General features: G+C 66.3%; 27 protein-coding genes and 1 tRNA gene. 6 read left to right on the forward strand and 22 right to left on the reverse strand.

Annotated features, from left to right (window positions below; translation table 11 throughout):
• Positions 1-119: 119 nt before the first annotated feature.
• From yacG to RPC_RS22150, 10 genes are all read right to left on the reverse strand, one after another.
• Positions 120-305 (reverse strand): DNA gyrase inhibitor YacG, encoded by a 186-nt coding sequence (yacG, locus tag RPC_RS22105; RefSeq protein WP_011474817.1) that lies wholly within the window; start codon positions 303-305, stop codon positions 120-122.
• Complete coding sequence (locus RPC_RS22110) at positions 295-918, reverse strand: Maf-like protein (RefSeq protein WP_011474818.1); 624 nt, start codon at positions 916-918, stop codon at positions 295-297. The genes yacG and RPC_RS22110 overlap by 11 nt, the downstream gene beginning before the upstream one ends.
• 309 nt (positions 919-1,227) lie before the next feature.
• Entirely contained in the window at positions 1,228-1,695 is a 468-nt protein-coding gene (locus RPC_RS22115; protein WP_011474819.1) for a low molecular weight phosphatase family protein, read from the reverse strand.
• Positions 1,696-1,761: 66 nt separating this feature from the next.
• Positions 1,762-2,253 carry a UPF0262 family protein gene (locus RPC_RS22120; RefSeq protein WP_011474820.1) on the reverse strand — a complete coding sequence of 164 codons (492 nt, stop codon included), beginning with the start codon at positions 2,251-2,253 and terminating at the stop codon, positions 1,762-1,764.
• Positions 2,250-3,545: a histidinol dehydrogenase gene (gene hisD / locus RPC_RS22125; RefSeq protein ID WP_011474821.1), complete on the reverse strand. Its 1,296-nt coding sequence runs from the start codon at positions 3,543-3,545 to the stop codon at positions 2,250-2,252. Before hisD ends, RPC_RS22120 begins: the two co-directional genes overlap by 4 nt.
• A 232-nt stretch (positions 3,546-3,777) precedes the next feature.
• Positions 3,778-5,067: a UDP-N-acetylglucosamine 1-carboxyvinyltransferase gene (gene murA / locus RPC_RS22130; RefSeq protein ID WP_011474822.1), complete on the reverse strand. Its 1,290-nt coding sequence runs from the start codon at positions 5,065-5,067 to the stop codon at positions 3,778-3,780.
• A gap of 275 nt (positions 5,068-5,342) precedes the next feature.
• Positions 5,343-6,002, reverse strand: a complete 660-nt coding sequence (locus RPC_RS22135; RefSeq protein ID WP_011474823.1) for an NAD(P)H-binding protein — start codon at positions 6,000-6,002, stop codon at positions 5,343-5,345.
• 202 nt (positions 6,003-6,204) lie between these two features.
• Positions 6,205-7,029, reverse strand: coding sequence for an alpha/beta fold hydrolase (locus tag RPC_RS22140; RefSeq protein WP_011474824.1), 825 nt, complete (start codon positions 7,027-7,029; stop codon positions 6,205-6,207).
• Positions 7,030-7,438: 409 nt separating this feature from the next.
• Positions 7,439-9,094: an FAD-dependent oxidoreductase gene (locus RPC_RS22145; RefSeq protein WP_049766152.1), complete on the reverse strand. Its 1,656-nt coding sequence runs from the start codon at positions 9,092-9,094 to the stop codon at positions 7,439-7,441.
• A gap of 90 nt (positions 9,095-9,184) precedes the next feature.
• Positions 9,185-9,382 carry a hypothetical protein gene (locus RPC_RS22150; protein ID WP_041802205.1) on the reverse strand — a complete coding sequence of 66 codons (198 nt, stop codon included), beginning with the start codon at positions 9,380-9,382 and terminating at the stop codon, positions 9,185-9,187.
• Positions 9,383-9,426: 44 nt separating this feature from the next.
• Here RPC_RS22150 and RPC_RS22155 point away from each other — a divergent pair, with 44 nt between their 5' ends.
• Both RPC_RS22155 and RPC_RS22160 read left to right on the forward strand, forming a co-directional pair.
• Positions 9,427-9,870 (forward strand): nuclear transport factor 2 family protein, encoded by a 444-nt coding sequence (locus RPC_RS22155; RefSeq protein ID WP_011474826.1) that lies wholly within the window; start codon positions 9,427-9,429, stop codon positions 9,868-9,870.
• A 132-nt stretch (positions 9,871-10,002) separates the two neighbouring features.
• Positions 10,003-10,077: transfer RNA gene (locus RPC_RS22160), tRNA-Thr, on the forward strand.
• Between the two features lie 254 nt (positions 10,078-10,331).
• On the opposite strand, the gene RPC_RS22165 is transcribed toward RPC_RS22160, so the two are convergent.
• The 10 genes from RPC_RS22165 to phnC form a co-directional block, all read right to left on the reverse strand.
• A complete protein-coding gene (locus tag RPC_RS22165) occupies positions 10,332-10,922 on the reverse strand; it encodes a PIN domain-containing protein (protein ID WP_011474827.1) in 591 nt (196 codons plus the stop codon).
• Between the two features lie 3 nt (positions 10,923-10,925).
• Positions 10,926-11,384 carry a helix-turn-helix domain-containing protein gene (locus RPC_RS22170; protein ID WP_011474828.1) on the reverse strand — a complete coding sequence of 153 codons (459 nt, stop codon included), beginning with the start codon at positions 11,382-11,384 and terminating at the stop codon, positions 10,926-10,928.
• Positions 11,385-11,604: 220 nt separating this feature from the next.
• Positions 11,605-12,381, reverse strand: coding sequence for a DeoR/GlpR family DNA-binding transcription regulator (locus RPC_RS22175; protein WP_011474829.1), 777 nt, complete (start codon positions 12,379-12,381; stop codon positions 11,605-11,607).
• Between the two features lie 284 nt (positions 12,382-12,665).
• Complete coding sequence (pdxA, locus tag RPC_RS22180; protein WP_011474830.1) at positions 12,666-13,673, reverse strand: 4-hydroxythreonine-4-phosphate dehydrogenase PdxA; 1,008 nt, start codon at positions 13,671-13,673, stop codon at positions 12,666-12,668.
• Positions 13,670-14,920: a four-carbon acid sugar kinase family protein gene (locus RPC_RS22185; RefSeq protein WP_011474831.1), complete on the reverse strand. Its 1,251-nt coding sequence runs from the start codon at positions 14,918-14,920 to the stop codon at positions 13,670-13,672. The genes pdxA and RPC_RS22185 overlap by 4 nt, the downstream gene beginning before the upstream one ends.
• A gap of 2 nt (positions 14,921-14,922) precedes the next feature.
• Positions 14,923-15,963 carry a 2-keto-3-deoxygluconate permease gene (locus RPC_RS22190; protein ID WP_011474832.1) on the reverse strand — a complete coding sequence of 347 codons (1,041 nt, stop codon included), beginning with the start codon at positions 15,961-15,963 and terminating at the stop codon, positions 14,923-14,925.
• 518 nt (positions 15,964-16,481) lie between these two features.
• The gene (gene phnE, locus RPC_RS22195; protein ID WP_011474833.1) at positions 16,482-17,330 is read right to left on the reverse strand and encodes a phosphonate ABC transporter, permease protein PhnE; all 849 of its coding nucleotides are present in this window, start codon (positions 17,328-17,330) and stop codon (positions 16,482-16,484) included.
• Complete coding sequence (gene phnE, locus RPC_RS22200; protein WP_011474834.1) at positions 17,327-18,208, reverse strand: phosphonate ABC transporter, permease protein PhnE; 882 nt, start codon at positions 18,206-18,208, stop codon at positions 17,327-17,329. The genes phnE (RPC_RS22195) and phnE (RPC_RS22200) overlap by 4 nt, the downstream gene beginning before the upstream one ends.
• A 72-nt stretch (positions 18,209-18,280) precedes the next feature.
• Entirely contained in the window at positions 18,281-19,219 is a 939-nt protein-coding gene (phnD, locus tag RPC_RS22205) for a phosphonate ABC transporter substrate-binding protein (RefSeq protein ID WP_011474835.1), read from the reverse strand.
• 66 nt (positions 19,220-19,285) lie between these two features.
• Positions 19,286-20,101 carry a phosphonate ABC transporter ATP-binding protein gene (gene phnC / locus RPC_RS22210; RefSeq protein WP_011474836.1) on the reverse strand — a complete coding sequence of 272 codons (816 nt, stop codon included), beginning with the start codon at positions 20,099-20,101 and terminating at the stop codon, positions 19,286-19,288.
• 177 nt (positions 20,102-20,278) lie between these two features.
• Here phnC and RPC_RS22215 point away from each other — a divergent pair, with 177 nt between their 5' ends.
• The 3 genes from RPC_RS22215 to RPC_RS22225 are packed head-to-tail and all read left to right on the forward strand — an operon-like array spanning position 20,279 to position 22,910.
• Positions 20,279-20,947, forward strand: coding sequence for a DapH/DapD/GlmU-related protein (locus RPC_RS22215; protein WP_041803194.1), 669 nt, complete (start codon positions 20,279-20,281; stop codon positions 20,945-20,947).
• Entirely contained in the window at positions 20,944-22,134 is a 1,191-nt protein-coding gene (locus RPC_RS22220; RefSeq protein ID WP_011474838.1) for an alpha-D-ribose 1-methylphosphonate 5-triphosphate diphosphatase, read from the forward strand. The genes RPC_RS22215 and RPC_RS22220 overlap by 4 nt, the downstream gene beginning before the upstream one ends.
• 20 nt (positions 22,135-22,154) lie before the next feature.
• Positions 22,155-22,910: a DUF1045 domain-containing protein gene (locus RPC_RS22225; protein ID WP_011474839.1), complete on the forward strand. Its 756-nt coding sequence runs from the start codon at positions 22,155-22,157 to the stop codon at positions 22,908-22,910.
• Here RPC_RS22225 and RPC_RS22230 read toward each other — a convergent pair.
• Positions 22,866-23,372, reverse strand: coding sequence for an NUDIX hydrolase (locus RPC_RS22230; RefSeq protein ID WP_415914759.1), 507 nt, complete (start codon positions 23,370-23,372; stop codon positions 22,866-22,868). The genes RPC_RS22225 and RPC_RS22230 overlap by 45 nt on opposite strands.
• Before the next feature lie 140 nt (positions 23,373-23,512).
• Positions 23,513-23,719, reverse strand: a complete 207-nt coding sequence (locus RPC_RS22235; RefSeq protein WP_011474841.1) for a hypothetical protein — start codon at positions 23,717-23,719, stop codon at positions 23,513-23,515.
• Between the two features lie 534 nt (positions 23,720-24,253).
• Between RPC_RS22235 and RPC_RS22240 the strand changes: the two genes are divergently transcribed.
• A complete protein-coding gene (locus RPC_RS22240) occupies positions 24,254-25,498 on the forward strand; it encodes an O-antigen ligase family protein (RefSeq protein WP_011474842.1) in 1,245 nt (414 codons plus the stop codon).
• Positions 25,499-25,500: the final 2 nt, after the last annotated feature.

Raw genomic sequence — 25,500 nt, forward strand, 5'->3', positions numbered from 1 at the left:
GACAGCGCTGTCCACCCGCCCGATGTCGATTTATCCCGTGAAAAGTTCTGGCGATCGAAAGCCGTGGCGCCGCGCGCCGGATCCGCCCGCGCACCGGGGCGGGCAGCAGCCGGCAGCGCTCAATCGGCGTCGTCGTCGTCGTCCTTGGCGGCCGGGATGCTGTAGGAATTCGACAGCCAGCGGTTGAGGTCGACGTCGCGGCAGCGCTCCGAGCAGAACGGCCGCGACGCCGCGGTGGCCGGCTTGCCGCAGATCGGGCAGCGCTTCTCCGGCTTGGCGCCGTTGGCCGGCGGCTCAGCTGGCATTGAGCCAACCGGCGCGAATCGGGAAGCCCTCGCCGCCGAGCAGCGAAATGGTCTCGTACAGCGGCAGCCCGACGATATTGGTGTAGGAGCCGACGATCTTGACCACGAAGGTGCCGGCGATACCCTGCACCGCATAGCCGCCGGCCTTGCCGCGCCATTCCCCGGAGCCGACATAGGCCTCGATGTCGTCCTCGTTCAGCCGCTTGAACCGCACCTTGGTCTCGATCAGGCGCTGCCGGAAGCTCTCCTTCGGCGTCACCAGGCAGATCGCGGTGTAGACCCGGTGGTTGCGGCCACTGAGCAGCCGCAGGCACTGCGAGGCCTCGTCGACCAGCTCGGCCTTCGGCAGGATGCGGCGGCCGACCGCCACCACGGTGTCGGCGGCGAGCACGAAAGCGCCGCGCAGGTCGTCGTCGAGCTGCACCGATTTCAGCGCCGCCTCGGCCTTGGCGCGGGCCAGGCGATTGGCGCAGGAGCGCGGCAGCTCGCCGCGCGTCGGCGTCTCATCGATATCCGCCGGACGCAGCGCGTCGGGCTCGATGCCGGCCTGGTTGAGCAGGGCGAGACGCCGCGGCGAACCGGACGCGAGAACGAATTTGGGACGGCCGAGCATGCGGGGATTTCGGGGGCTTGAGGGCTGCGCGCGGAACCTATCGGATGCGTCCGGCTTCGACAACCGCGCAGGGAGAGTTTCGCCGCGGCGACGCATCAAGCCGCCGTGTCCCGGGCGCGGAGCAGCGCGCCTTCGCGCTGTTCCGCAGACCCGGGACCGTAACGAATTCGGCGTCTCGGGGTACCCGTCGCGAAGGCTGCGGTCCGTAACGGCCCCGGATCTGCAGCGCACCACGCCGCTTCGCGGCGCGTTGCACTGCGTCCGGGGCACGTGCGTTGAGAGGCCTGAGGATAATGGGCGAAGGCCGCCTCACTCATTGCCCAGACCGTGGCGGCCGAACCGTTTGCGGATGTGCTGTTGCAGGCTGTCGCGGACCTCGCGATAGGCCTGCAGCCGCTGCTCGCGGTTGCCGTCGAGCCCGGTGGGGTCCGCGGTCGGCCAGTATTCGACATCGATAGCGTGGGTGCGGGTCAGTTCCAGCGCCTTGTGGTGCGCCTCCGGCGACAGCGTGACGATCAGGTCGAAATTCAGCCCTTCGTAGTCGTCGAGTTCGTCGAAAGTGGTCGGCTTGTGCTTGGAAATGTCTTCGCCGAGCTCGGCCATCGCCGCCACCGCGAACGGGTCGAGCTCCTGCTTCTTCACCCCGGCGGAGCGGACGTACATGGTGCGCGGCGCGATCTGCCGCAGCAGGCTCTCCGCCATCGGCGAGCGCACGGCGTTCATCCCGCAGGCGAACAGCACGGCTTGCGGATGGCGCGAGCGCGGCGACGCCGGCATCGCTCAGGACCGCGGGATGGCGCGCGGGCGAAGGCTCAATCCAAGCCCGCACGCGGCGTTCATCGCTCAGCCCTTCCAGTGCAGCACGGAGATCAGCGTGAACAGCCGCCGCGCGGTCTCGAAATCGATCCGCACCTTGCCGGCGAGCCGCTCCTGCAGCGTGCGCGAGCCTTCATCATGGATGCCGCGGCGGCCCATGTCGATGGCCTCGATCTTGTCCGGCGTGGCGGTGCGGATCGCCTGATAATAGCTGTCGCAGATCATGAAGTAGTCCTTCACGATGCGGCGGAACGGGGTCAGCGACAACAGGTGCACCATCACCGGGCTGCCGTCCTCACGGCGGATGTCGAACATCAGCCGGTTGCCGGTGATGCCGATATGCAGCGTGTACGGCCCCTCGCCGCCGCCCTGCGGCGCGAACAGGTTCTTCTCGACCAGGTCGTAGATCGCGATCGCGCGCTCGTGCTCGATGTCGGGCCCGGAACGCCCGATCGACTCCTCGTCCAGCGTCACCGCGACGATGCAATTTCGGGAATCGTCTGGTTCCTGCTGGCTCATCGCAAATTGAGGCGCAATCCGACCGAGCGCGCATGGGCATCGAGGCCTTCGGCCTTGCCCAGCGTCATTGCCGCCGGGCCCAGCGCTCGCAATTGCTCGGGCCCGCATTTCAGCATCGAGGTTCGCTTCATGAAGTCAAGCACCCCGAGGCCCGAGGAGAACCGCGCCGAGCGCGCGGTCGGCAGCACGTGGTTGGAGCCGCCGACGTAGTCGCCGATCGCCTCCGGGGTATGCGGGCCGAGGAAGATCGCCCCGGCATTGCGGACCTTGCCCGCCACCGCCTCGGGATCGACGGTCATGATTTCCAGATGCTCGGCGGCCAGCGCATTGGCGATCTCGGCGGCCTCGTCGAGATTGCCGACCAGGATCACCGCGCCGTAGTCGGTCCAGGACGCGGTGGCGATTTTTTCGCGCGACAATGTGGTGAGCTGTGCTGCGATGGCGCGCTCGACCTGGTCGGCCAAATCGGCGTCGTCGGTGATCAGGATCGACTGCGCGTTGGCGTCGTGCTCGGCCTGCGCCAGCATGTCGGCGGCGATCCAGTCCGGATTGCCGGTCTGGTCGGCGATGATCACCACTTCGGAGGGGCCGGCGATCATGTCGATGCCGACCTTGCCGAACACCAGCCGCTTGGCGGCGGCCACATAGGCGTTGCCGGGGCCGACGATCTTCGACACCGGCGCAATCGTCGCGGTGCCGTAGGCCAGCGCCGCCACCGCCTGGGCGCCGCCGACCCGGTAGATCTCGGTGACGCCGCCGAGCGAGGCGGCGGCCAGCACCAGAGGATTGAGCTTGCCGTCCGGGGTCGGCACCACCATCACCAGGCGTTCGACGCCGGCGACCTTGGCGGGCACCGCATTCATCAAGACCGAGGAGGGATAGGACGCGGTGCCGCCGGGCACGTACAGCCCGACCGCCTCGATCGCGCTCCAGCGCCAGCCGAGCTCGACGCCGAGCGCGTCGGTGAAGCGGTCGTCCTTCGGCAATTGCCGGCGGTGAAACGATTCGATGCGGTCGCGAGCCAGTTGCAGCGCCGCGATGGTCTCGGCGTCGCAAGCCGCAACGGCGGCTGCGACCTCGTCCGGCCCGATCGCAAGGCCGGCGGCCTCGAGCGGCAAGCGGTCGAACTTGGCGGTGGCTTCCAGCAAAGCGGCGTCGCCGCGCTTCGCCACGTCGTCGACGATGCCGCGGGTGGCGGTCTCGATGTCGATCGAAGCTTCCCGCTTGGTGGCGAGGAACGCGTTGAATCGGGAGGCGAAATCGGCGCTGCGGCGATCGAGGCGAATGGGCATTTGCGGGTTTCCAGCAGGGGTCTTCGTCCGAAGGGCCCCCTGCTCAATGGCGCGGCGACAAATCGCCGTCAACCCTTGGATGTTGCAAGATGGGCCGAATGGCAGGTGGTCGGGCGAATCACGGGCCGGCCGCGCCTCCGGCGGGACCGGACGCAGCGAAACCGTCGGCGCGGGCGTCGGCATCCAGCGCGATCAGCTTGAGCAGCCCGGTCACCGCGTCACCTTGCGCCTTTTATCCGCTGATGCGCTCGATGGTGGCGCCGCAGGCGGAGAGTTTTTCCTCGAGCCGCTCGAAGCCGCGGTCGAGATGATAGATCCGGTTGACCATGGTCTCGCCTTCGGCGGCAAGACCTGCGATCACCAGCGACACCGAGGCGCGCAGGTCGGTCGCCATCACCGGCGCGCCGCGCAGCTTGGCGACGCCGTCGATGGTGGCGGTCTCGCCGTCGAGCTGGATCCGCGCGCCGAACCGCGCCAGCTCCTGCACGTGCATGAAACGGTTCTCGAAAATCGTCTCGGTGATGTGCGAGGCGCCCTTGGCGCAGGCCATCAGCGCCATCAATTGCGCCTGCAGGTCGGTCGGAAAGCCCGGGAACGGCGCGGTGGTGACGGTGACCGGATTGAGGCCGGCGCCGTTGCGGGTGACGCGGATGCCGTCATTGTTGACGGTGATGGTGGCGCCGGCCTGCGTCAACACGTCGAGCGCCGATTGCAGCAATTCCGGCCGCGCGCCGGACAATTGCACGTCGCCGCCGGTCATCGCCACCGCCATCGCATAGGTGCCGGTCTCGATGCGGTCCGGCAGCACGGTGTGGCGGGCGCCGTGCAGCTTGGCGACGCCCTCAATGGTGATGCGCGGGGTGCCGGCGCCGCTGATCTTGCCGCCCATTTTGTTCAGGCAATCGGCGACGTCGACGATTTCCGGTTCGCAGGCGGCGTTGCCGATCACGGTGGTGCCGCGGGCCAGCGTCGCCGCCATCAGCGCCACATGGGTGCCGCTGACAGTCACCTTGGGGAACTCGATCGCAGCGCCCTTGAGGCCGCCGGGGGCCGAGGCGATCACATAGCCGCCGTCGATGGTGAGCGTGGCGCCGAGCTTCTCCAGCGCCATGATCAGGAGATCGACCGGACGGGTGCCGATCGCGCAGCCGCCGGGCAGCGATACCTTCGCCTCGTGCATCCGCGCCAACAAGGGTGCGATCACCCAGAACGAGGCGCGCATCTTCGAGACCAGCTCATAGGGCGCGGTGGTGTCGATGATGTTCTTCGCGGAAATGTGCAGGGTCTGGCCCTGATATTCGTGGTCGCCGGGGCGCTTGCCGGCAGCCATGATGTCGACGCCGTGATTGCCGAGAATGCGCTGCAATTGCGCGACATCCGCCAGCCGCGGCACGTTGTCGAGGATCAGGGTCTCGTCGGTCAAAAGGCCGGCGATCATCAGCGGAAGTGCGGCGTTCTTGGCGCCGGAGATCGGAATGGTGCCGTTGAGCTGGGCGCCGCCGACGATACGAATCCGATCCATGCCTGGTCCTGCCGATTCCTGCTGGTTGCTGTGCCGACGTCTTAGGCGTCTCCGCCGACGATTGCAAAAGCCGCTGGATTTGCGGCGATTTCATGGGAAATCGGGCCGGTTTTGGCGCTTTTCAGCAAAAGGAGCGCGTGTCGCGGGCGAGGAGCAGCGGCTCTCGCGCTGCTCTGCAGACCCGGGACCGTCCCAGATGCCGCGTTCCGTAACCGCCCCGGCTCCCGGCGCACCACGCCGCAAGCGGCGCGTTGCGCCGCGTCCGGGGCACGCGTTCACACGACCTTGTTGATGTCGTCGCTCTCCAGCACCGGCTTCGGATAGCCGTCGCGGGCGACCTTGATCATGGCGCGGCCGACCTGCTCGGTGGTGGTGACGTAGTTCGGCACCAGTTTCTTGGTCAAGTTCCACAATGGCGCGCCGACATCGTAGAAGAACTGCACCCAGCGGGTCTTCGAGGTGATGCCGCGCAGCGGCTGGATCATGGCGGGGCGGAACATGTAGCCCTTGAACGGCAGCTTCAACAGATCGTTCTCGGTCTTGCCCTTGACCCGCGCCCACATCAGCCGGCCCTGCTCGGTGGAATCGGTGCCGCGACCGCTGACATAGATGAACGTCATCGCCGGATTGAGCTTGGCCAGGGTCCGCGCCGCGGCGAGCGTGATGTCATAGGTCAATTGCCGGTAGTGCCGCTCGTTGAGGCCAATCGAACTGACGCCGAGGCAAAAGAAGCAGGCGTCGTAGCCCGCCAGCTGAGATTCGACATCGGAGAAATCCAGAAAATCCTCGCGCAGGATTTCGCGCAGCTTGTCGACCTGGCGGTGCGTCGCGGTGCGGCCGATCGCCAGCACGCGTTCCACCTCCGCATCGCGCAGGCACTCGCGCAATACGCCCTGCCCGACCATTCCGGTTGCGCCGAACAGGATTACTTTCATTGTGCGGTCCATCCCTCGCGCGGCAACCGCGATCGCTTGATGCGATGCGGGCCGCGCCGCGATCATACGCGAGTTGGGGGGGCAGATACTAGCCGCGACGCCGTCGGGGCGTCGCGGCGCGCTGGTACAACTTTGCCGCGCGAACGATGACCGGCTTCGATGGCTAGCCTGTGATGACTTGCCTGTGATGACTTGCCTGTGATTAGCCGGTGATGAAGGCCAGGATGTCGGCGTTGATGGTCTCGGCCTGGGTGGTGATCATGCCGTGCGGAAAGCCTTGGTAGGTTTTCAGCGTGCCGTTTTGCAACAACTTGGCGGTGAGCGGCGCGGAATCCTCGTAAGGCACCACCTGGTCGTCGTCGCCATGCTGCACCAGCACCGGCAAGGTGAGCTTCTTCAGGTCGTCGGTGAAGTCGGTCTGCGAGAACGCGACGATGCCGTCGTAATGCGCCTTGGCGCCGCCCATCATGCCCTGCCGCCACCAGTTCTGGATGAGGCCTTCCTGCGCGGCGACGCCCGGCCGGTTGAAGCCGTAGAACGGCCCCGACGGCAGGTCGCGATAGAACTGCGCGCGGTTGGTGGCGACCTGCACTTGCAAGCCGTCGAACACTTGCTTCGGCAGCCCGCCGGGATTGCTTTCGGTCTTCACCATGATCGGCGGCACCGCGCCGATCAGCACCGCTTTGGCGGCGCGGCTCTCGCCGTGGCGCGCCAGATAGTGCACCACCTCGCCGCCGCCGGTGGAGTGACCGATATGCACGGCGTCGTTGAGGTCGAGATGCGCGGTGAGCGCCGCCAGATCGTCGGCGTAGTGATCCATGTCGTGACCGTCGGCGGTCTGGCTGGAACGGCCGTGACCGCGGCGGTCATGGGCGATCACCCGGAACCCCTTGCTCAAGAAGAACAGCAGTTGCGGATCCCAATCGTCCGCCGACAGCGGCCAGCCGTGGCTGAACACGATCGGTTGCCCGGAGCCCCAATCCTTGTAGTAGATGTCGATGCCGTCCTTGCTGGTGATCGTCGCCATGCAGAGCCTCTCCGTGATTGTCGAACGCGGTGGTGGACAGGTGGTCGTGGAAAGGTGGTCGAGGAAAGGTGGTCGAGGAAAGGTCGTTGGAGGGACTGGACCTATTCGCCGGCGCGCCGAGCAGGGTCGGCATTGATAGGCGCCGAGCAGAACTGGAAAGGTCGACACCTCCTTTTTTCGGACCCGACGAGATGCTAATCGACAACTTAGCAAAGCGCTACCAACAGCGGCGAGCCGCGGCGCGCATGTTCGGTCCGGGGCGATCAAAAAATGTTGAGCACCGCGCCGCAATTTGTTGCACGCTCGTCATCAACTCCGCGGCGCGGCTGCGTAGCAGTCCGGCCTTCGGATCAGTCGATACTCGCGATGGAGCGCTGAGAAATCGCGTCGCGAACAGGGCATCCGTCTGTCATACCGGCGGTGCCGCCGCGGTTGCGTCGGCGAGGTAACCGTGCAGCGACGCCACCACCTGGGCGCCCTCGCCGATCGCGCCACCGACCCGCTTGACCGAGCCGGAGCGCACGTCGCCGACCGCGAATACGCCGGGCACCGAGGTCTCCAGCGGCGTCGCCGGCCGCTGCTCGTATGCCGCCCCGGTGATGACGAAGCCGGCGCGGTCGAGCGCCACGCCGCAGCCGTCGAGCCAGCCGGTGGCGGGGTCGGCGCCGACGAACAGGAACACGTTGCGGATATTGCTCCAGCTCGCCTCGCCGGACAGCCGGCTGCGCAATTGCGCGCGCTCTAGCGTGGCGTCGGCCGCGCCTTCGAGCGACACGATCTCGGTATTGAACAGAAGCTCGATGTTCGGCGTCGATTCGATCCGCTCGATCAGATAGCGCGACATGCTGGCGCCGAGCCCGCCGCCGCGGATCACCATGTGCACCTTGCTGGCATGCGCCGACAGGAACACCGCGGCTTGCCCTGCGGAATTGCCGCCGCCGACCAGGATCACCTCCTGGTCCTTGCACAGCCGGGCCTCGATCGGCGAGGCCCAGTACCACACGCCGCGGCCTTCGAACTTGTCGAGATTGTCGATCCGCGGCCGGCGATAGCGGGCGCCGCTCGCCACCACGATCGACTTCGCCCGCAACGGCGCGCCGTCGTCCAGCGTCAGCGCAAAGGTGCCGTCGTCGCAGCCGCATTGCAATGTCTTCACCGACACCGGGATCATGATCTCGGCGCCGAATTTCTGCGCCTGGTTGTAGGCCCGCGCGGTCAAAGCCAGGCCGGAGATCCCGGTCGGGAAGCCGAGATAGTTCTCGATCCGGGCGCTGGCGCCGGCCTGGCCGCCGAACGCCCGCGCATCGAGCACCGCCACCGACAGCCCCTCGGAGGCGGCATAGACCGCGGTCGACAGCCCCGCGGGGCCGCTGCCGACGATCGCCACGTCGTACAATTTATCGGGGCTGACGGCGCCCAGCATGCCCATGGCGCGGGCGACGTCGCTCTCGGAGGGATTGCGCAGGATGCTGCCGTCCGGCGTCACCACCAGCGGCAGATCGGACGGCTGCGGCGCCGCGCGCGCCACCAGATCGGCGGCGTCCTTGTCCTGCGCCGGATCGAGCAGGTGATGCGGATAACCGTTGCGGGTGAGGAAGCCCTGCAGCCGCACCAGGTCGCCGGAATTCGGCGCGCCGATCAGCACCGGGCCGCCGACGCCGCCCTGGATCAGGCTGACGCGGCGTAGGATCAGCGCCCGCATGATGCGCTCGCCGAGGTCGGCTTCGGCCACCAGCAGCGCGCGCAGCCGCTCCGGCGGGATCAGCAGGCATTCGACCTCGCCCTCGGCATGGCCGTCGACCAGCGCGTAGCGGTTGGACAATTGCCCGAGTTCGCCCAAGAACTGCCCAGGGCCCTGCTCGACCACCGGGGTGATATGGCCAAGGCCGTCGCGCTGGGTGATGGCGACGTGACCGTCGAGGATGACGAACATGCCGGGGCCGGTCTTGCCGGTCTCGAACAGCGTGTCGCCATCGTGATAGCGCCGGAGTTCGCCGAACCGGCGGATCCGGGCGATCTCGGCCGGCGTCAGGCTGGGGAAGGTCTGTTCATGCCGCGGATGCATCGCCGAGCGCGAGGCATTGTCCGGGGGGCTGTCGTCTGCGGGCTCTGCGGGCTGAAGCGACATGGAGCGGCGCCCCCTCTCGTTGCTGCGTTAAGCGTTGCGATCCTCGCCTGCGTCCGACGGCGTCGATGTCGCCGCCGATATGTCGTCAGTCTGCGGCGCGATGGCTTCCGCGCGGCCGCGCAATTGCGCTTTCCGCCGCTTCAGGTTTTCGCGCAACGCGTCGCGCAAGCGGCTTTGCCGCGCTATGTTGCGATCGGTCTTGGGGAGGTCGGGCGCGTCGGTCATGGCGTGGCGGTCGTTCCTCGGTGGTTCGATCAAGAAAGGCGACGATGACAACAACATATGCGCTGGCTGCCGCACCGCAACAGACCCTCGCCGCGTGGCATCGCTTCGTCGCCAGCGGCGACGGCGAGGTGCTGCGACCGTTGCTGGCGGAAGACGTCGTATTCCGCTCGCCGTTCGTGCAATCGCCGATCCCGGGCCGCACCGCCACGCTGTTGGTGCTGACCACGGTGACGCAGATTTTCGAGAATTTCCAGTATCACCGCACGTTCGTTGCCGGCGCGCACGATGCCGGGCTGGAGTTCTCCGCGAATATCGGCAAATGGCAGCTCAAGGGCATCGACCTGATCCGGTTCAACGAGGAAGGCCAGATGATCGAGTTCGAGGTGATGGTGCGGCCGATCAAGGCCTTGGCGGCGCTCGGCGAGGCCATGGGGAACCGGATCGGCCCGCAATTGCTGGCGCTGAAGGCGGGCGCCGCGGGCGGCTGACCGCGCCGCCGCCTCCCCCGCCAAAAGGAGACAGGAAAGACCGCTCCTCGCGCTTGCGTCGGCGGATTCAATGTGGCAAGGATCGCCCCGCGGCGCGGCGGTCCTCGGGGCTGATTCCCGCATCGATAAAATGCTGCCGTAGCTCAGTGGTAGAGCACTCCATTGGTAATGGAGAGGTCCACAGTTCGACCCTGTGTGGCAGCACCATTTTCCTTTTAATTTAATGGTTTAGTTCTCTCAGCGTGCGAAGGCGCTGGGGCCGCCGCCGCGCGGTCGGGATATGCCGACAACCTCACCTGACATAGACGGCGGAGTGATGGCTATTCGCCGACGAGATCAGCATCTCGCTCGGGACAGCGGATCGGGTCGTGGTCAAGCCGCAGTGCCTCGAGCGCCTCGCAGAGGTAGAACCCACGAATGGGCTCTTCGGAGCGATACAGGGGTTGTGCAGCAAACCTGCCTCAAAGCGACTCAACGTGAGCTCGCAGGATGTCCACCGTCTCGGTCAGGCCGTTTGCTTCCATATCCAGCAGCAGCACTTCCGCTGTCTTTTCCGGCTTCTTGAACCTCTCGCGCATACGCCGAATTGCTGCCACCGCACGCCCGGGGTCGAGCGCGATGGTGTCGGCAATGAATTCGTCAGCAGAACGCGCTTCTATATTGAGACGCTTCAGAACGTTTTCTGGAAAGTCTTTCAGATTGTCAGTGACGATCATTGCCGCTTGAATCTTGAGCGCCGCGGCGAGGACGTGGGCGTCGCCGGGGTCCGGGAGGCCGCCGCTGGCCGGCAAGAATACGTCGAAGTCGGTCACCATCGCCTCTTCGAAGGCCGTCTCCATGCTCGCCCGAGCCCTTGCCGCACGATCTGCGGCATCAGGGACGCCTTTGTCTGACAGTATTTTTTCGATGGCCCTTTGAGTTTCGTCCAAGATGCACGCCGACCAGCGAAGCCGAAAAAACTCCGCCTCCGCCAGCGTGAGTAATAGATTGCGCTTTAGAGCACCGGCAAGTGTGCACGCGTCGACAAGCGCCGTGAATCGATTGGCGAACAAGGCTTACAAATTCTCCGCATCAAGCTCTGCTAGATCGGACAGTGCCTCGCTTCTTTTCATATCGCGCGCACGCTTATAGGCGAAGAGATGGTCAGCTTTGATCCTGCGATGGCGACCGACCAAAGAATGCTCTATTTCGCCTTTCTCAAGAAGCGACACGAGGAATGGCCGCGACACATTTAAGATGTCGGCTGCTTGCTGAGTCGTAAGCATCTTACTAACTGGGACAAGCGTCACCGCATCGCCGCGACCTACGTGACGAAGCAATTCCATCAGAAGATTCGACAAGGCTGGGGATAGCGTTATCTCGGACGGTTGCTTGGCGTTTTCGCTCAGCACACGCAGCTTTGCATCACCAGTGGCGTGCGTGGCGAGAATCTTCCGCAATTGATTGGCTGCCGCCTTTTCATTCTCAGACGGCAAACGGCCACCGAGGCCCTCGGCAAAAGCTGGCATGGTCATGTTATGAACTCCGTAGGGTGTTCGCTACCAGATATTCGAAATAAACGCAATATAAGAAACATTCGAAACGGACTTTGGTTCGGAAAAACCTTGCGGAAGACACACCCAATTAGGCCATTCCTCCCGACTGCAAGTTCGACCACTACGAGGCCAATGAGCGGTGAGGCCGTTCTTCGACGCCGACATCCTGATCTAAACGGCCCGCCGCATAGCCGCGCAACTACGCAGCCACGCACCCCTGCGCGACGATCACCCTTGCGCCGGCATCGGCGAGGCGTTGGCGTTGCTGCTCGGAGGCGCCAGCGTCGGTGACCAGCGTCCAGCGCGGCGGCAGCGGCGCCCAGGCCAATTGTTCGGCGCGGCCGAGCTTGCTGGCGTCGGCGAGCACGATCAGCTCCTTGGCCTGCTGCATCATCAGCGACTTCAACGCCACCTGCTCGAGATCCGCCTCGCACAAGCCGCGGCCGCCGACCACGCCGTCGGCGCTCATGATGGCGCGGGTCGCGGACAGCCGGCGCAGCGCCTCGTTGGCGAGCGGCCCCATCGTGCTCATGCTGGTCGAGCGCAACGCGCCGCCGAGCACGACCAGCTCGATCGCCGGCGCCTTGGCGAGAAACGGCAACAGCGCCAGATTGTTGGTGATGATGCGCAGCCGCCGCTGCAGCAGCAGCCGGCTGAACGCTGCGACCGTCGACCCGGCATCCAGGATCAGCGTGTCGCCGTCCTCGATCAGCTCGATCGCGGCGCGCGCGATCGCCTGCTTGGCGTCGCCATCGACCGCGAGCCGCTGCTCGAAGGTGGTCTCGATGGCGTGGCCGGTGAGAATCGCGCCGCCATAGGTGCGGCGCACCGCGTTGATCTTGGAGAGCTGCTGCAGATCGCGCCGCACCGTGGAGGCGGAGACCTCGAACCGCCGCGCGAGGTCGTCGATATCGATCTCGCCGGCGTTCAGCGCTTCCAACAGGCGGGCGTGACGCTCCTTGCTGCGCATCGACATCTCGACTCTCAGACCCGCTCCGCTGTGACGCCGTGCCGGGCGTCGCCTTTGGCAAACCCGCGGCACGGCCGTTTCGATAGCATGACGCCGCGGCGCAGTGGAATGCTGCGCTTCTCCGACCTTAAGCCGTCACTCCGGGGCACGAGCAGCGAAGCTGCGAGCGAACCCGGAGTCTCGTACTCACCGCCCTGCAATACGGGATTCCGGGTTCGCTCGTTCTTCGAACTCGCGCCCCGGAATGACAGCCTCGTTTTCAGTCGCGCCAGCGCGATTGATCGAACCGCTCAGACCGGCTCGGCGACCTGCTTCGGCGCCAGCTCGACCGCCTGGCGCAGCGCCTCGATCAGGCTGCGCTCGTCGGCGATGCCCTTGCCGGCGATGTCGAAGGCGGTGCCGTGGTCGACCGAGGTGCGGATCACCGGCAGGCCGACGGTGATGTTCACCCCGGCTTCCAGCCCCAGCACCTTGATCGGGCCGTGGCCCTGATCGTGATACATCGCCACCACCATGTCGAAGTCGCCGCGGCCGGCGAGGAAGAACAGCGTGTCGGCCGGCAGCGGGCCGCGGACGTCCCAGCCCTTGCGCTGACAGGCTTCGATGGCGGGGGTGATCTTCTCGGCTTCCTCGCCGCGGCCGAACAGACCGTTCTCGCCGGCGTGCGGATTGATCGCGCAGACGCCGATCTTCGGATTCTTGATGCCGGCGCGGACCAGCACCTCGTGGCCGCGCGTGATCACGCGCTCGACCAGGCCGGGCTCGATCTTGGCGATGGCGTCGATCAGGCCGATATGAGTCGTAACGTGGATCACCCGCAGCTTCGGCGACACCAGCATCATCGAGACTTCGGGGGTGCCGGTGAGATGCGCCAGCATTTCGGTGTGGCCGGGGAATTTGTGGCCGGCGGCGTGCAGCGCTTCCTTGGAGAGCGGCGCGGTGCAGATGCCCTGCGCGACCCCGGCCTGCACCAGTTGCACCGCCTTCTCGATGAAGCGGAACGCCGCCTCGCCGGCGACCGGCGACATTTTGCCGAACGGCAGATCGTCAGGGACGATCTTGAGATCGACGCACTGCACCGCCTTCGAGGCAAAATTCGCGTCCTTGGCGTCGCTCAAGGCGTCGACCTGCAGCGACAGCCCGCAGATCTTGCCGGCCTTGCGCAGCCGGTTGGCGTCGCCGACCACCAGCGCGTTGCAATTCTTCTGCGCGTCGGGATGCGCCAAGGCCTTCATGATCACCTCGGGCCCAATGCCGGCGGGATCGCCCATGGTGATCGCAATGGTCGGACGGGTCATGAGAAGCTTCCTTTGGTTCGAACGGCGGCAAGCCGTTCGCTGATACGGATCAAGCTCTGTTCGTCGCCGAACGCGCCGGCCTTGGTGGCGATCGGGACCGACAATCGGCCCAGCGTAAGGCCGAGCGAAACGCCCGGCTCGATTTCGTCGGCGAGCCGAATGCCGTTGACGCCGAAACGCGCCAACAGGGCCGCCGCGGTTTCGCCGCCGGTGGCGGCAAAGGCGCCGATCGACGGCGCGACGCTTTGCAGCGTTTCGGCCAGTCGCTGCGCCAGCTTGGGGCCGAGCGCCATGTCGGGATGATCGTTCATCACGATCTCGACCAGCGCATCGCCGCCGCCGGACAAGCGTTGCATGACGGCGAGCGCCAGTTCGGCGCGGCCGCCGCCGTCGTTGAGCAGCGTCTGCGGCGTCACCGGGAAATGCGCCACGGTGCCGGTCGCCACCAGCTTGCAGGCGGCGGAGCGCGAGGCGCCGGCGAGCGACCCCACCACGATCAGGGTGCCGTGGGCGCTGGTCGGGATTCGCAACGGCGCAACCGCATGCTCGGCCTCGAGCCCGGCCAGCGCGTGCGCCAGCCCGCCGCTGCCGATGAAGAAGGTGGATGGCGACGCCGGCAGGCTCGCGTCCGCGATCAGATGCAGATCTTGGTCGGTCTCGGCATCGCACACCGCGACGACGTCGCCCTGGCGCGAAAGCTTCGCGAACACCGCGCGCAGCTCGCCGCCGCGGATGGCAGCCAACGTTACTTTCTCGCCGCGCACGCCGGCACTCGCCAGCACGTCGACCAGATCGGCAGTCGGATAGGAGTGATCGCGCTGCCAGACTTCGGCCTGCTCGAGCGGCTGGCCGCCGACCACGATACGGCCGTCGATCGTGGTGCGGCCGGTGGCCGGAAACGCCGGCGCGAACACGCCGAACGCGCCGCCCAGGCGGGACTTCAGATAGGACAGCGTCGCCGCGGTTTCCGCGGCGGGCTGGCCGCGCAACGTCGAGTCGATCTTCTTGAACAGGATACGCTCCGCCGCGGCCAACTGCGTCAGCACCTCGGCGTGGCGGCGGGCGGCGTCCGCGGCGCTGAGGCCGCGGCTCGCTGCGTCATAGGCCAGCACCGGCAGCTGGTGATCCTGCGCGGCGTCGGCTTCTCCCCAGGTCACCGCAGCCGCGCGTCCCCTTCGACCGAAGGCGATCGCGCAGTCCGCGGCACCGGTGAGATCGTCCGCGAGGATCAACCAGCCATGCGCCATGGTCAGCGGCCGGTCACGGGCGCGACGGGGGCCACCGGCGCGGTGGGCGCGATGTCGTCGGCCACCACCAACGCCTCTTCCGGTTCGTCGGCGCCGCGGCCGACAATGCCGGCGAGCCAGGCGGTGACGATCGGGGTCAGGATCGCGGTGACCACGACGCAGGCCGCAACCAGAATGGTCGCGGGCCGCGCGGCGTCGGCATAGGCCGGATTGGCCGCGGCGACGATCGCCGGGACGGCGGCGGCATTGCCCGCGGTCGAGGCCGCGGCAACGCCGGCGATGCCGGTGCCGCCGGTGAGACGATCGGCGAAGAACAGCGGAATGCCGGTCACCACCACGACGGCGACACCCATGCCGAGGCCGAGCAGGCCGGCCTGCCACACCTTGGTGAGGTCAAGGCCGGTGCCGAGCGCGAAGGCGAAGAACGGGATCATCACCGGCACGGCGCGGCTGAGAAACGCGCGCATCTCGCGGTCGAGATTGCCGATGATCATGCCGACGATCAGCGGCAGGATGGCGCCGACCAGGGTCTGCCAGGGGAACGCCGACAGCCCGGCGACGCCGAGCGTCACCATGGTGAGGAACGGGCCGCTCTCCAGCGTCATGATGGTATAGGCGCCGACGTCCTTCGGACGGCCGTATTGGCCCATCAGCGCCATGTAGAGGCCGCCATTGGTGTCGTTCATCGCCGCGACGATGGCGAGCGTCGAAATCCCGGCGAACATGCCGCCGGTGACCGGGCTCTCGCCGAGAATGCGGCCGAACACCACGCCGAGGATCACCGCGACGCCGACCTTCACGAACAGCAGCGTGCCGCCCTTCTTGACGATGTAGGGGGTGGAGCGGAAATCGATGCTGGCGCCCATGCAGACGTAAAACACCGCCAGAATGGTCAGGGCGCCGGAGAACAGCGCCCCGGTGAAGGAGCCGAAGAATTGCGGGGTGCCGGGGAAGAAGGTGGTGATCAACGCGCCGATCAACAGCGGCACCGTCATCATCCCGCCGGGCACTTTCTCGATCGCTCGCTTAATCGGAATCTGCATGTTGTGACCTTCCCGCGCCCCGCGCTTTTTTGATCAGTTTGCGCAATTTTATGTCGGCAACCGCGCCTGATGGGGCTATTTATGCTTAGGATGCGCAAATCGCAAGCATCTTTGCGCAGTTTACGCAAATATTCTGCGCAATCGTGTCATGCGCGCGCAGGCGGCCTCGGTGTGATTCGGGGCCGAGGCGCGTTGCTGCGAGCCTCTCCCCTCCCCCTTGCGGGGAGGGGTCGGGGGTGGGGGTCAACAAGCACGGCGTTCGGGTTCGCTCACCACTTGCAGATGGCCTGAGTGTGGTTCGCCCTGGATGATCCTGACGGCGCGGATCCCGCAGCTACCCCCACCCCCAACCCCTCCCCGCAAGGGGGAGGGGAGCGCGCCGCCGTTGTTGCAGGCTCTGCGGTTTAATCTTGAGCGATGAGTTAGGACAGCTAGCAGAGTTCGTTAGGCATGGGGCCTGACGCGGCTCGCGACTCCGGGCTTCGCCGGAAGGAAGGTTGCAAGGAGCTCCCCTTCCCTCACACCACCGCGCGGCGGCCGATGATGGCGAAGCGCAGCCGGCTGGAGATGGCGTCGATCGCCGCCACCGCGACCATGATCATCAGGATCAGGAACGACACCTTCTGCCATTCCAGCACCCGGATCTGTTCGGCGAGCTGCAGGCCGATGCCGCCGGCGCCGACGATGCCGATGATGGTGGCCGAGCGGGTGTTGGACTCGATGAAGTACAACAGCTGCCCGGCGATCACCGGCAACACCTGCGGCAACAGCCCGAAGCGGATCTCGTGCAGCGCATTGCCGCCGGAGGCGCGGACGCCCTCAACCTGCTTGCGATCGGCGCTCTCGAACGCCTCGGAGAACAATTTGCCGAACGCGCCGAAATCCGACAGCGCGATCGCCAAGACGCCGGCGAACGGGCCGAGCCCGACCACGTTGATCCAGACCAGCGCCCAGATCAGCGTATCGACGCCGCGGATCGAATCCAGAAAGCGGCGCACCGGAAACCGCACGAAATTGGTCGGCACGATGTTGCGCGCGGCGAGCAGACTGACCGGCAGCGCCAGAACGGCCGCGAGCGTGGTGCCGAGCAGCGCGATTGACAGCGTCTCGCCCATCGCCGCGAGGTACGTCATGAGCGACGATCCCGGATCCGGCGGGATCATCAACAGCACGAACCAGCCGAGCTGGTTGAGCCCCGCCCACATCCGCTGCGGCGAGAATTCCAGCTCGTTGAGGCCGAAGATGAACAGCGCCAATGCCGCAAGGATCAGCGTCGGCGGGCCGAGCCGCGACGACGCCGGGCGCGCGAACACCGCCGGATAGCGCGCTTTCAACCCGCGCAGATCGGAATTCGGAAACTCGCTCATGCGCGTTGTCCGCCGAACAATCGGCCGCGCACGACGCCGGTGCCGATGTCGATCACGAACACGGTGGCGATGATCAACAGCAGGATCGCGCTGACGTCGGAGTAATAGAATTTGCGGATCGCCACCACCAGCTCCTGGCCGATGCCGCCGGCGCCGACGAAGCCCATCACCGAGGCACCGCGCACATTCATCTCGAAGCGCAACAGCGCGTAGCCGGCGAAGCCCGCGGCGACCTGCGGCAGCACCGCAAAGCGCATGCAGGAGAACCAACCGGCGCCGGTGGCGCGGACGCCCTCGACCGGCTTCATGTCGACGTTCTCGACGATCTCGGAAAACTGCTTGCCGAGCGCCCCGGTGGAATGGATCGCGATCGCCAGCACGCCGGCCATCGGCCCCAATCCAAACGCAATGACGAAGATCAGCGCGAACACGATGTCCGGCACGGTGCGGCAGAATTCCAGGTAGCGCATCGCGACGATGCGCAGCCATGGCTGCGGCGCGGTGTTCTTGGCGGCGACGAAGTTCAACAGCAGCGCCAGCACCGCGCCGCTCAGCGTGCCGACATAGCTGATCAGCACGGTCTCGCCGAGCAGCGCCAGCCACTTATGAAAACCCCAGAACCATTCGCCGGGATCGGACCACACCCGGGCGCCGCTCTCCAGCGTGAAGATGCGATCGAAATAGCTGACGAAATTGCCGATCTTGGCAATGAAGGTGGAAAGATTGACCTCGGCGCCGACCGCGGCCGCCAGCAGAGCGGCGACCGCGATCGCGGCGCCGATCGCGAAGCGCAGCCGCTTGCGCGCCACCGCGTGGCGATAGGCGTCGTTCAGCGCTGCGAGCTGCTGCTCGGGCAGAACGGAAACCGCAACCGCCATCAGATCCGACTTTCTACGTTGCAAAAAAAGGGAGCCGGATCTTGCGACCCGGCTCCCTGGTGGCGCGCGGCGTTACGACGCCTTCTTCTTGCGCAGGGCGTCGACGAACTTGATCAACTCGATGGTGCCGTCCCAATCCTTGGTGGTGGCTGTGTGGAAGCCCTTCTTCTGGCCGTCCGACAGCCGGTCGAACGCGGCCTTGTCCTTGCTCGGCGCATCCATGAACGCCTTGGCGATCGCCGCCTTGAGATCGGCCGGCAGATCCGAGTTGTAGGCATAGGGGCCGTTGATGATCGGCGCCGACTTGTGGATGATGCGGAACTCATCCTTCTTGAACGGGGTGCCGTCGGCGTGCTTCAGCATGTTTTTGTGCAGCATCTGGGCCAACGTCGAGTCGTCTTCATTGGTCCACTGGTTGGCGGCGACCTCGACGGTGCCCTGCGCCAGCGCCAACAGCGCGTTTTCATGGCTGCCGGTGAACACCACTTTGCCGAAGTAAGCTTCGGCGTCGGAGATGCCCAGCTTGTCGAGCTCGAAGCGCGGCACGTTGTTGCCGGAGGTGGAGTTCGGATCGACCAGGCCGAGGTTCTTGCCCTTGAGATCGTCGATGCTCTTGAACGGCGTCTTGGCGTTGACGAAGAACACCGAGTAATAGCCGGTGGAGCCGTCGACATTGATGTCGTTGGCGAAGGCGTCGGTCTTGACGCCGGTCAGCCGGGCGCGGGCGAACGACGCCGAACCATAGCTGGCGAGCTGGATGTTGCCGGAGCGCTGGCCCTCGATCACCGCGGCGTAGTCGTTGGCGATCCGCAGATTGACCTTCACGCCGAGTTCCTTGGACAAATAAGCGACGAACGGCGTCCAGCGCTCGGTGACGCCGGAGGCGTTTTCGGCGGGGACCACCGCGAAGGTCAGTTCGGGATATTTGGTCTTGTAGTCCTGCGCCGCGGCGGCGGAGGCGGTGATCGCCAGCGCGGCGGCGGCCAGAAGCATCGAACGACGGTTGATCATGGTGACATCCCTGTGGTTGTGGTGTGTTCGGTTGCGCGTTGGCAACCATCGTCTGCGTGACGCGGCTTACGCCGCGGCTGCGGTGCCGAGCGCCGGCAGCATCCGCCCTGCGGGCTGCGGCGCCGAAGCCGCCCCCATCACCTCGTTGGCTTCGAGATCGTAGAGTTCGCGCGCGATGTTTTCGGTGAGCGACGCCGGCGCGCCGTCGAACACGATCCGGCCGCTCGACATGCCGATCAGCCGGTCGCAATAGGTGCGCGCCAGATCGAGCGAGTGCAGGTTGCACAAAACGGTGATGCCGAAATGCTTGTTGATGCGCAGCAGCGCATCCATCACGATTCGGGTGTTGCGCGGATCCAGCGAGGCGATCGGCTCGTCGGCGAGGATGATGTCGGGCTGCTGCACCAGCGCGCGCGCAATGGCGACGCGCTGCTGCTGGCCGCCGGACAGCGAGTCGGCGCGCTGCGCCGCGACGCCGCCCATGTCGAACTGTTCCAGCGCCGACATCGCCAGCGCGCGATCGCGCTCCGGCCAGGCCTGCACCAGCGAGCGCCACGGCGGCATCTCGGCGAGCCGGCCCATCAGCACGTTGGTCAAGACGTCGAGCCGGCCGACCAGGTTGAACTGCTGAAAGATCATCGCCGAGCGGGCGCGCCATTGCCGCAGCTCGCGGCCGCGCAACGCGGTGACGTCCTGGCCTTCGAACAGGATGCGACCCGCGGTCGGTTCCGCAAGCCGGTTGATCATCCGCAGCAGCGTGGATTTTCCGGCGCCGGAGCGGCCGATGACGCCGACAAATCCGCCTGGCGCAACCGCAAACGACGCATCATCGACGGCGGCCTTCGTTCCGAAACGGCATGTGAGCCCTTCGACAACCAGCATGAGTAACTCCTGATAAGACGGCACATCGGTACCGCCGCTCATTTACAGTCGTGTGACGGTTGTTCGACGACGCACCGCAGAGCAGCTCATCGCAGGCGCGTCATTCATTCGTCACGAAACCTATCGAAGGAAGGCCGACCTCAACTGGATGCGCGTGCATCCGCAATGGATGTGCTGATGGCTGACAAAAATCTCTCCTTGGTTCCTTGCATCGCCGCATCCGCCAGCGTGCACGATTGCACGCTCGGCGCTTATTGCGAGGTGGGCGCGCGCACTTCGCTGCTGGAAGTGGCGATGGGCGATTACTCCTATGTCGTCAACGACAGCCAGATCGCCTATGCGACGATCGGCAAGTTCTGCTCGATCGCGGCGATGACCCGGATCAATCCCGGCAATCACCCGATGCAGCGCGCTGCACAAGCACATTTCACCTACCGCGCCAGCGCTTACTTCGACGGCGAGCCCGACGACGCTGAGTTCTTCGCGTGGCGGCGGCAGCATCACGTGACGATCGGCCACGATGTCTGGATCGGCCATGGGGCGATTCTGCTGCCGGGCCGCAACGTCGGCACAGGCGCGGTGATCGCGGCCGGCGCGGTGGTCACCAAGGACGTCGCGCCCTACAGCATCGTCGGCGGCAATCCGGCTAAGCCGATCCGGCAACGATTCTCGGAAGCCATCGCGGAACGGCTGATCGAGCTCGCCTGGTGGGACTGGGATCACGCCGCGTTGCGCCGCGCGCTGCCGGATTTTCGCAATCTTGCGATCGAAGACTTTCTCGACACGTATCAACATCACGCCGGGGCGCCGGCGCAAGACAACAACGAGCGGAGCCAGCACGCATGAGCGCATTGAGCATCGAAGGCGGCAGCGTGCTGCTGGGCGATCAATTCCACGATGTCAGCGTCAAACTCGGCGACGGCCGGATCGCGGCCATCGACCTGAAGGCCGCCGCCGGCGCGACGCTCGACGCGCGCGGGCTGAAGCTGTTGCCCGGCATCGTCGATATCCACGGCGACGCCTTCGAGCGGCAGATGATGCCGCGGCCGGGCGTCGATTTCCCGATCGACATTGCGCTGTGCGAAAGCGACCGCCAGGCGATCGGCAACGGCATCACCACGGTGTTTCACGCCGCGACCTGGTCGTGGGAGCCGGGCTTGCGCAGCGGCGCCAACGCCGAGCGGCTGCTCAACGCGATCGAGACGCTGCGGCCACAGCTCGCCGCCGACACCCGCTTCCACCTGCGCCATGAGACCTACAATCTCGACGCCGAACACACTATCAAGCATTGGATCGCCGCCGGCCGGATCGATCTGTTGGCGTTCAACGATCACACCGAGTCCACCGTCGCGGCTCTCGACAAGCCGGCCAAGCGCAACCGCATGGTGGAGCGCTCCGGCGTCAGCCATGACGAGTTCGACAGGATCGTCTCGCACGTCGTGGCGCGGCATCACGAGGTGCCTGGCTCGATCGCACGGCTGGCGGAAACCGCGCGCGCGGTGCAGCTGAAGATGCTGTCGCATGACGACGACACCCCCGAGCTGCGGCAAGCGTTTCGCGACCAGGGCGTGGCGATCGCCGAATTCCCGGTCAACGAACCGACCGCGCGGGCGGCGATCGACGGCGGCGACGTCACCGTGTTCGGCGCGCCGAATGTGGTGCGCGGCGGCAGCCACACCGGCTGGACCAAGGCCGCCGACATGATCGCCAACGGGCTGTGCTCGATTCTGGCGTCGGATTACTACTATCCGGCACCGCTGTTGGCGGCGTTCCGGCTGGTCGCCGACGGCGTTCTGCCGTTGGCCGAGGCGTGGACGCTGGTGTCGTCGGCGCCGGCCAAGGCGGTCGGCCTCACCGACCGCGGCGTGATCGCCGAAGGCCGCCGCGCCGATCTGATCCTGGTCGACGACGCGGTGGCGCTGCGGCCGCGGCTGGTCGCGGCGATCGCCGCCGGCCGGCTGGTCTATCTCCGCGAGGCCGAACGTCTCAGCGGCGAACAGCCGGCGTTGCGCACGGCGTTTGCAGCGGCGTGAGAGCGAGCTATTCTGCAGCCATGTCCCGCTTTCCCCGTTACGCCATCTATTATGTGCCGGCCGCCGACAGCGCACTTGCCTGCTTCGGCGCCGCGCTGCTCGGTTACGACGTCCATCGCGGCGGCGATGTCGAATTCCCCGCGGATCTCGCATCCCTCGTCGACGACTGGCGCGAACTGACCGCGGACCCGCGGGCTTATGGCTTCCACGCCACGCTCAAGGCGCCGTTCTCGCTGGCGCCCGGCGCCACCGAAGCGGCGCTGCGCAAGGCCTGCGAAGATTTTGTCGCCACCGCGCCGCCGATCCCTGTGATCAAGCCCACGGTCGCGGCAATCAGCGGCTTCATCGCCGTGGTGCCGGCTGTGCCGTCGCCAGCGCTCATCGCATTGGCGCAGGCCTGCGTTACCACGTTCGATGGCTTCCGCGCGCCGTTGACCGAGCAGGATCGCGCGCGGCGCAACCCGGCGGCGCTGTCGCCGGCGCAAGTCGGCTATCTCGACCGTTGGGGCTATCCTTACGTGTTCGAGCAATTCCGTTTCCACATGACGCTGACCGGCCGGCTGCCGGCGAATCGGCAGGAGCCGATCCTCGCGCTGCTGCAGCAGCGCTTTGCGACGTTGGCGTTGTCGGAGCTTGCGATCGACCGCATCGCGCTGTTTCGCCAGTGCGACGCCGCGGAGCGGTTTGAGGTGATCGGAGAATTCGCGCTGCGATCGGCTGCGGACCGGAACTCAGGCTCGCCTGAGCCAGCGCCAGAAGCGTTGCAGCGCAGTTAGCGGCATCCGGGCGGGCGAAACCGGCGCGGGCGGTTCGCGCCGCGGGCCATCGCGATCGCCGGCGGCGTCGGCCGCGGCCTGCAGCGCCAGCGGCCCGACGTGTGTAAGGAACGCCTGCTCATGGCCGCGCGACAGCCGCTCGACCGCGACCTCCAGCGGCAGCCACGCCACTTCTTTGACGTCGTCCATCAACGGCAGCGTGGGCTCCGCGGTGGCTTCCATGCGCCAGAAATGCACCACCTTGGAGCGTCCGCCGGTGTTGTAGGCCAGCGTGCCGATGAACTCGTGCACCAACACGCGGTGGCCGGTCTCTTCCAGCACCTCGCGTTCGGCCGCCTGACGCGGCGTTTCGCCGGCGTCGAGTTTGCCCTTCGGCAACACCCATTGGTTGCGCTTGCGCAGCCGCACGATCGCGAGCCGGGGCACGGCGCAGCTTTGCAGCACGATGCCGCCTGCCGCCAACGACGGCTCCGCCAAATTTCGCCGATCCGATTTCATGACCCTGTGCCGTCCGCATTGGCCGCCATGATGCGCTCTGCGTCGCGGCAGAGCAAAGCGAATTGCGACGGATGACGGGTCGGGTCAGCGGGATCGACGACGACTCACGGCGCCGGCGGCGGCGCCACCTTCATATACGCGCGGTCCGGGCTGAGCATGCAGCGATAGACCCGCGTGGTGGCGGTCTGCCATCGCTCGACGGTCTGTCCGCAGGTGGTGCAGACGAAGCTGCCCGGCCGGCCGGCCAGAGTCTCGGACTCGGCGCAGCGATACTGCGCGCCGCACTGGCATTCGATATCGAACATTTTCATGCGATCGACCTCCATTCCATCGAGCCAGCGAGCATCATGCGGCGCATGACCTCATCCTGGCCAAATGGTCTCAGTCCCTGAGCTTGCCGATCCAGTCGCGGAGGGTCGGCATGCAGATAAACCCGACGAACAAACCCGGCGCCAGAATTTCCATCGCGCTTTTCAGAGGATCTCACTTGCCGATTGCATGTCCGGCAAACCGCACTTGAAACCACCGTCGCTGCGAGCCCGCCGGTCCTGTCGCCTGGCGACCCGCTGGCTCCTTCACTGCAGCTACGCCAGGTTTATGACAGTGGGACGACATTTGCGCCGCAACGCTCCTTCGTCCCCCGGATCCGGCCTGCACGGAGAAACCCTGCACCGAAGTTAAAACGCAGTCCGCGCGCGATGGATCCCCGTCGCCGACGCCGCGATGCGGCGCGGGAACTCGCGCAAACGGCGATAATGCCCTGTTAATCTCGTTTTCGTACCATCCGCCGACCATCATCAGGGCAGCGCGGGGGCGGCGGCGCATCGGCGACGCAGGGTTCGACCATGACCGATTTTGCCCTTGCGGCGCGTCCCGAATTGCCGGCAACGGCGGCGCCCGGCTTGAAAGCGCTGCAGCTGCGGCTGTTGTGGCTGGTCGGCGCCTGCGGCGCCATCGTGTTCATCGAACCGAGCCCCTATGAGATCGCCATCGTGATCGCGGTGGTGGTGTTCGCCGCCACCGGATTGCGGATGGCGCCGCCACTGTTGGTGCCGCTGACGCTGCTGATCGGCATCTGCCTGGGTTACGCGATCGGGGCCATCGACCTGATCGACGATCCCGAGATTCTGACCTGGCTGTTGACCTCCTGGTACATGGCGACCACCGCGATGTTCTTCGCGATGCTGGCGCTGCAGGACACCAGTGCGCGCATCGACGCGCTATTGCGCGGCTATCTGTTCGGCGCGATCGTCGCGGCGCTGGCCGGCATCGCCGGCTATTTCGGGGTGATCCCCGGCGCCGACGAGCTTTTGACCTTTGCCGGCCGGGCCCGCGGCACCTTCAAGGACCCCAACGTGCTCGGCGCCTTCCTGGTGCTGCCGGCGCTCTACACGCTGCTGCGGATCATCGAAGGCTCGTTCTGGAGCGCGCTGCGCAACGGCGTGGCGTTCGGCATCCTCAGTCTGGCGATCTTTCTGGCGTTTTCGCGCGCCGCCTGGGGCACTTTCGGCGGCGCCGCGTTGTTGATGGTGGCGCTGATGTTCATCACCGCGCCGTCGCAGCAGGCGCGCTTGCGCATCGTGATGCTGGCGGTGGTCGCGCTGCTGCTGGCGGCCGCGGCGATCGCCGTGCTGCTGTCGCTCGACCAGGTCGCGGCCTTGTTCAAGGAGCGCGCCAGTTTCCACCAGCCCTATGACAGCGGCCGGTTCGGCCGGTTCGGCCGCCATCTGCTCGGCGCCGGCATGGCGCTCGATTATCCGACCGGCATCGGCCCGTTGCAGTTCAGGCGGTTCTTCCCGGAAGACACCCATAATTCGTTTCTCAACGCCTTCATGTCCGGCGGCTGGATCAGCGGCACCCTCTATCCGGCGCTGATCTTCACCACCGCGGGCTACGGACTGCGTTTCGCCTTCGTCCGAACGCCCTGGCAAAAAGCCTACATCCTGGTCATCTCGACGCTGCTGGTGACGATGCTGGAGAGCTTCATCATCGACACCGACCACTGGCGGCACTATTTCATGCTGCTCGGCTTGACCTGGGGACTGGCGGTGGTCAGCAGCGGCTTTCGCGCGGCCGCACCCACGACATGACA

The organism is Rhodopseudomonas palustris BisB18 (assembly GCF_000013745.1).
GTDB lineage: Bacteria > Pseudomonadota > Alphaproteobacteria > Rhizobiales > Xanthobacteraceae > Rhodopseudomonas_A > Rhodopseudomonas_A palustris_F.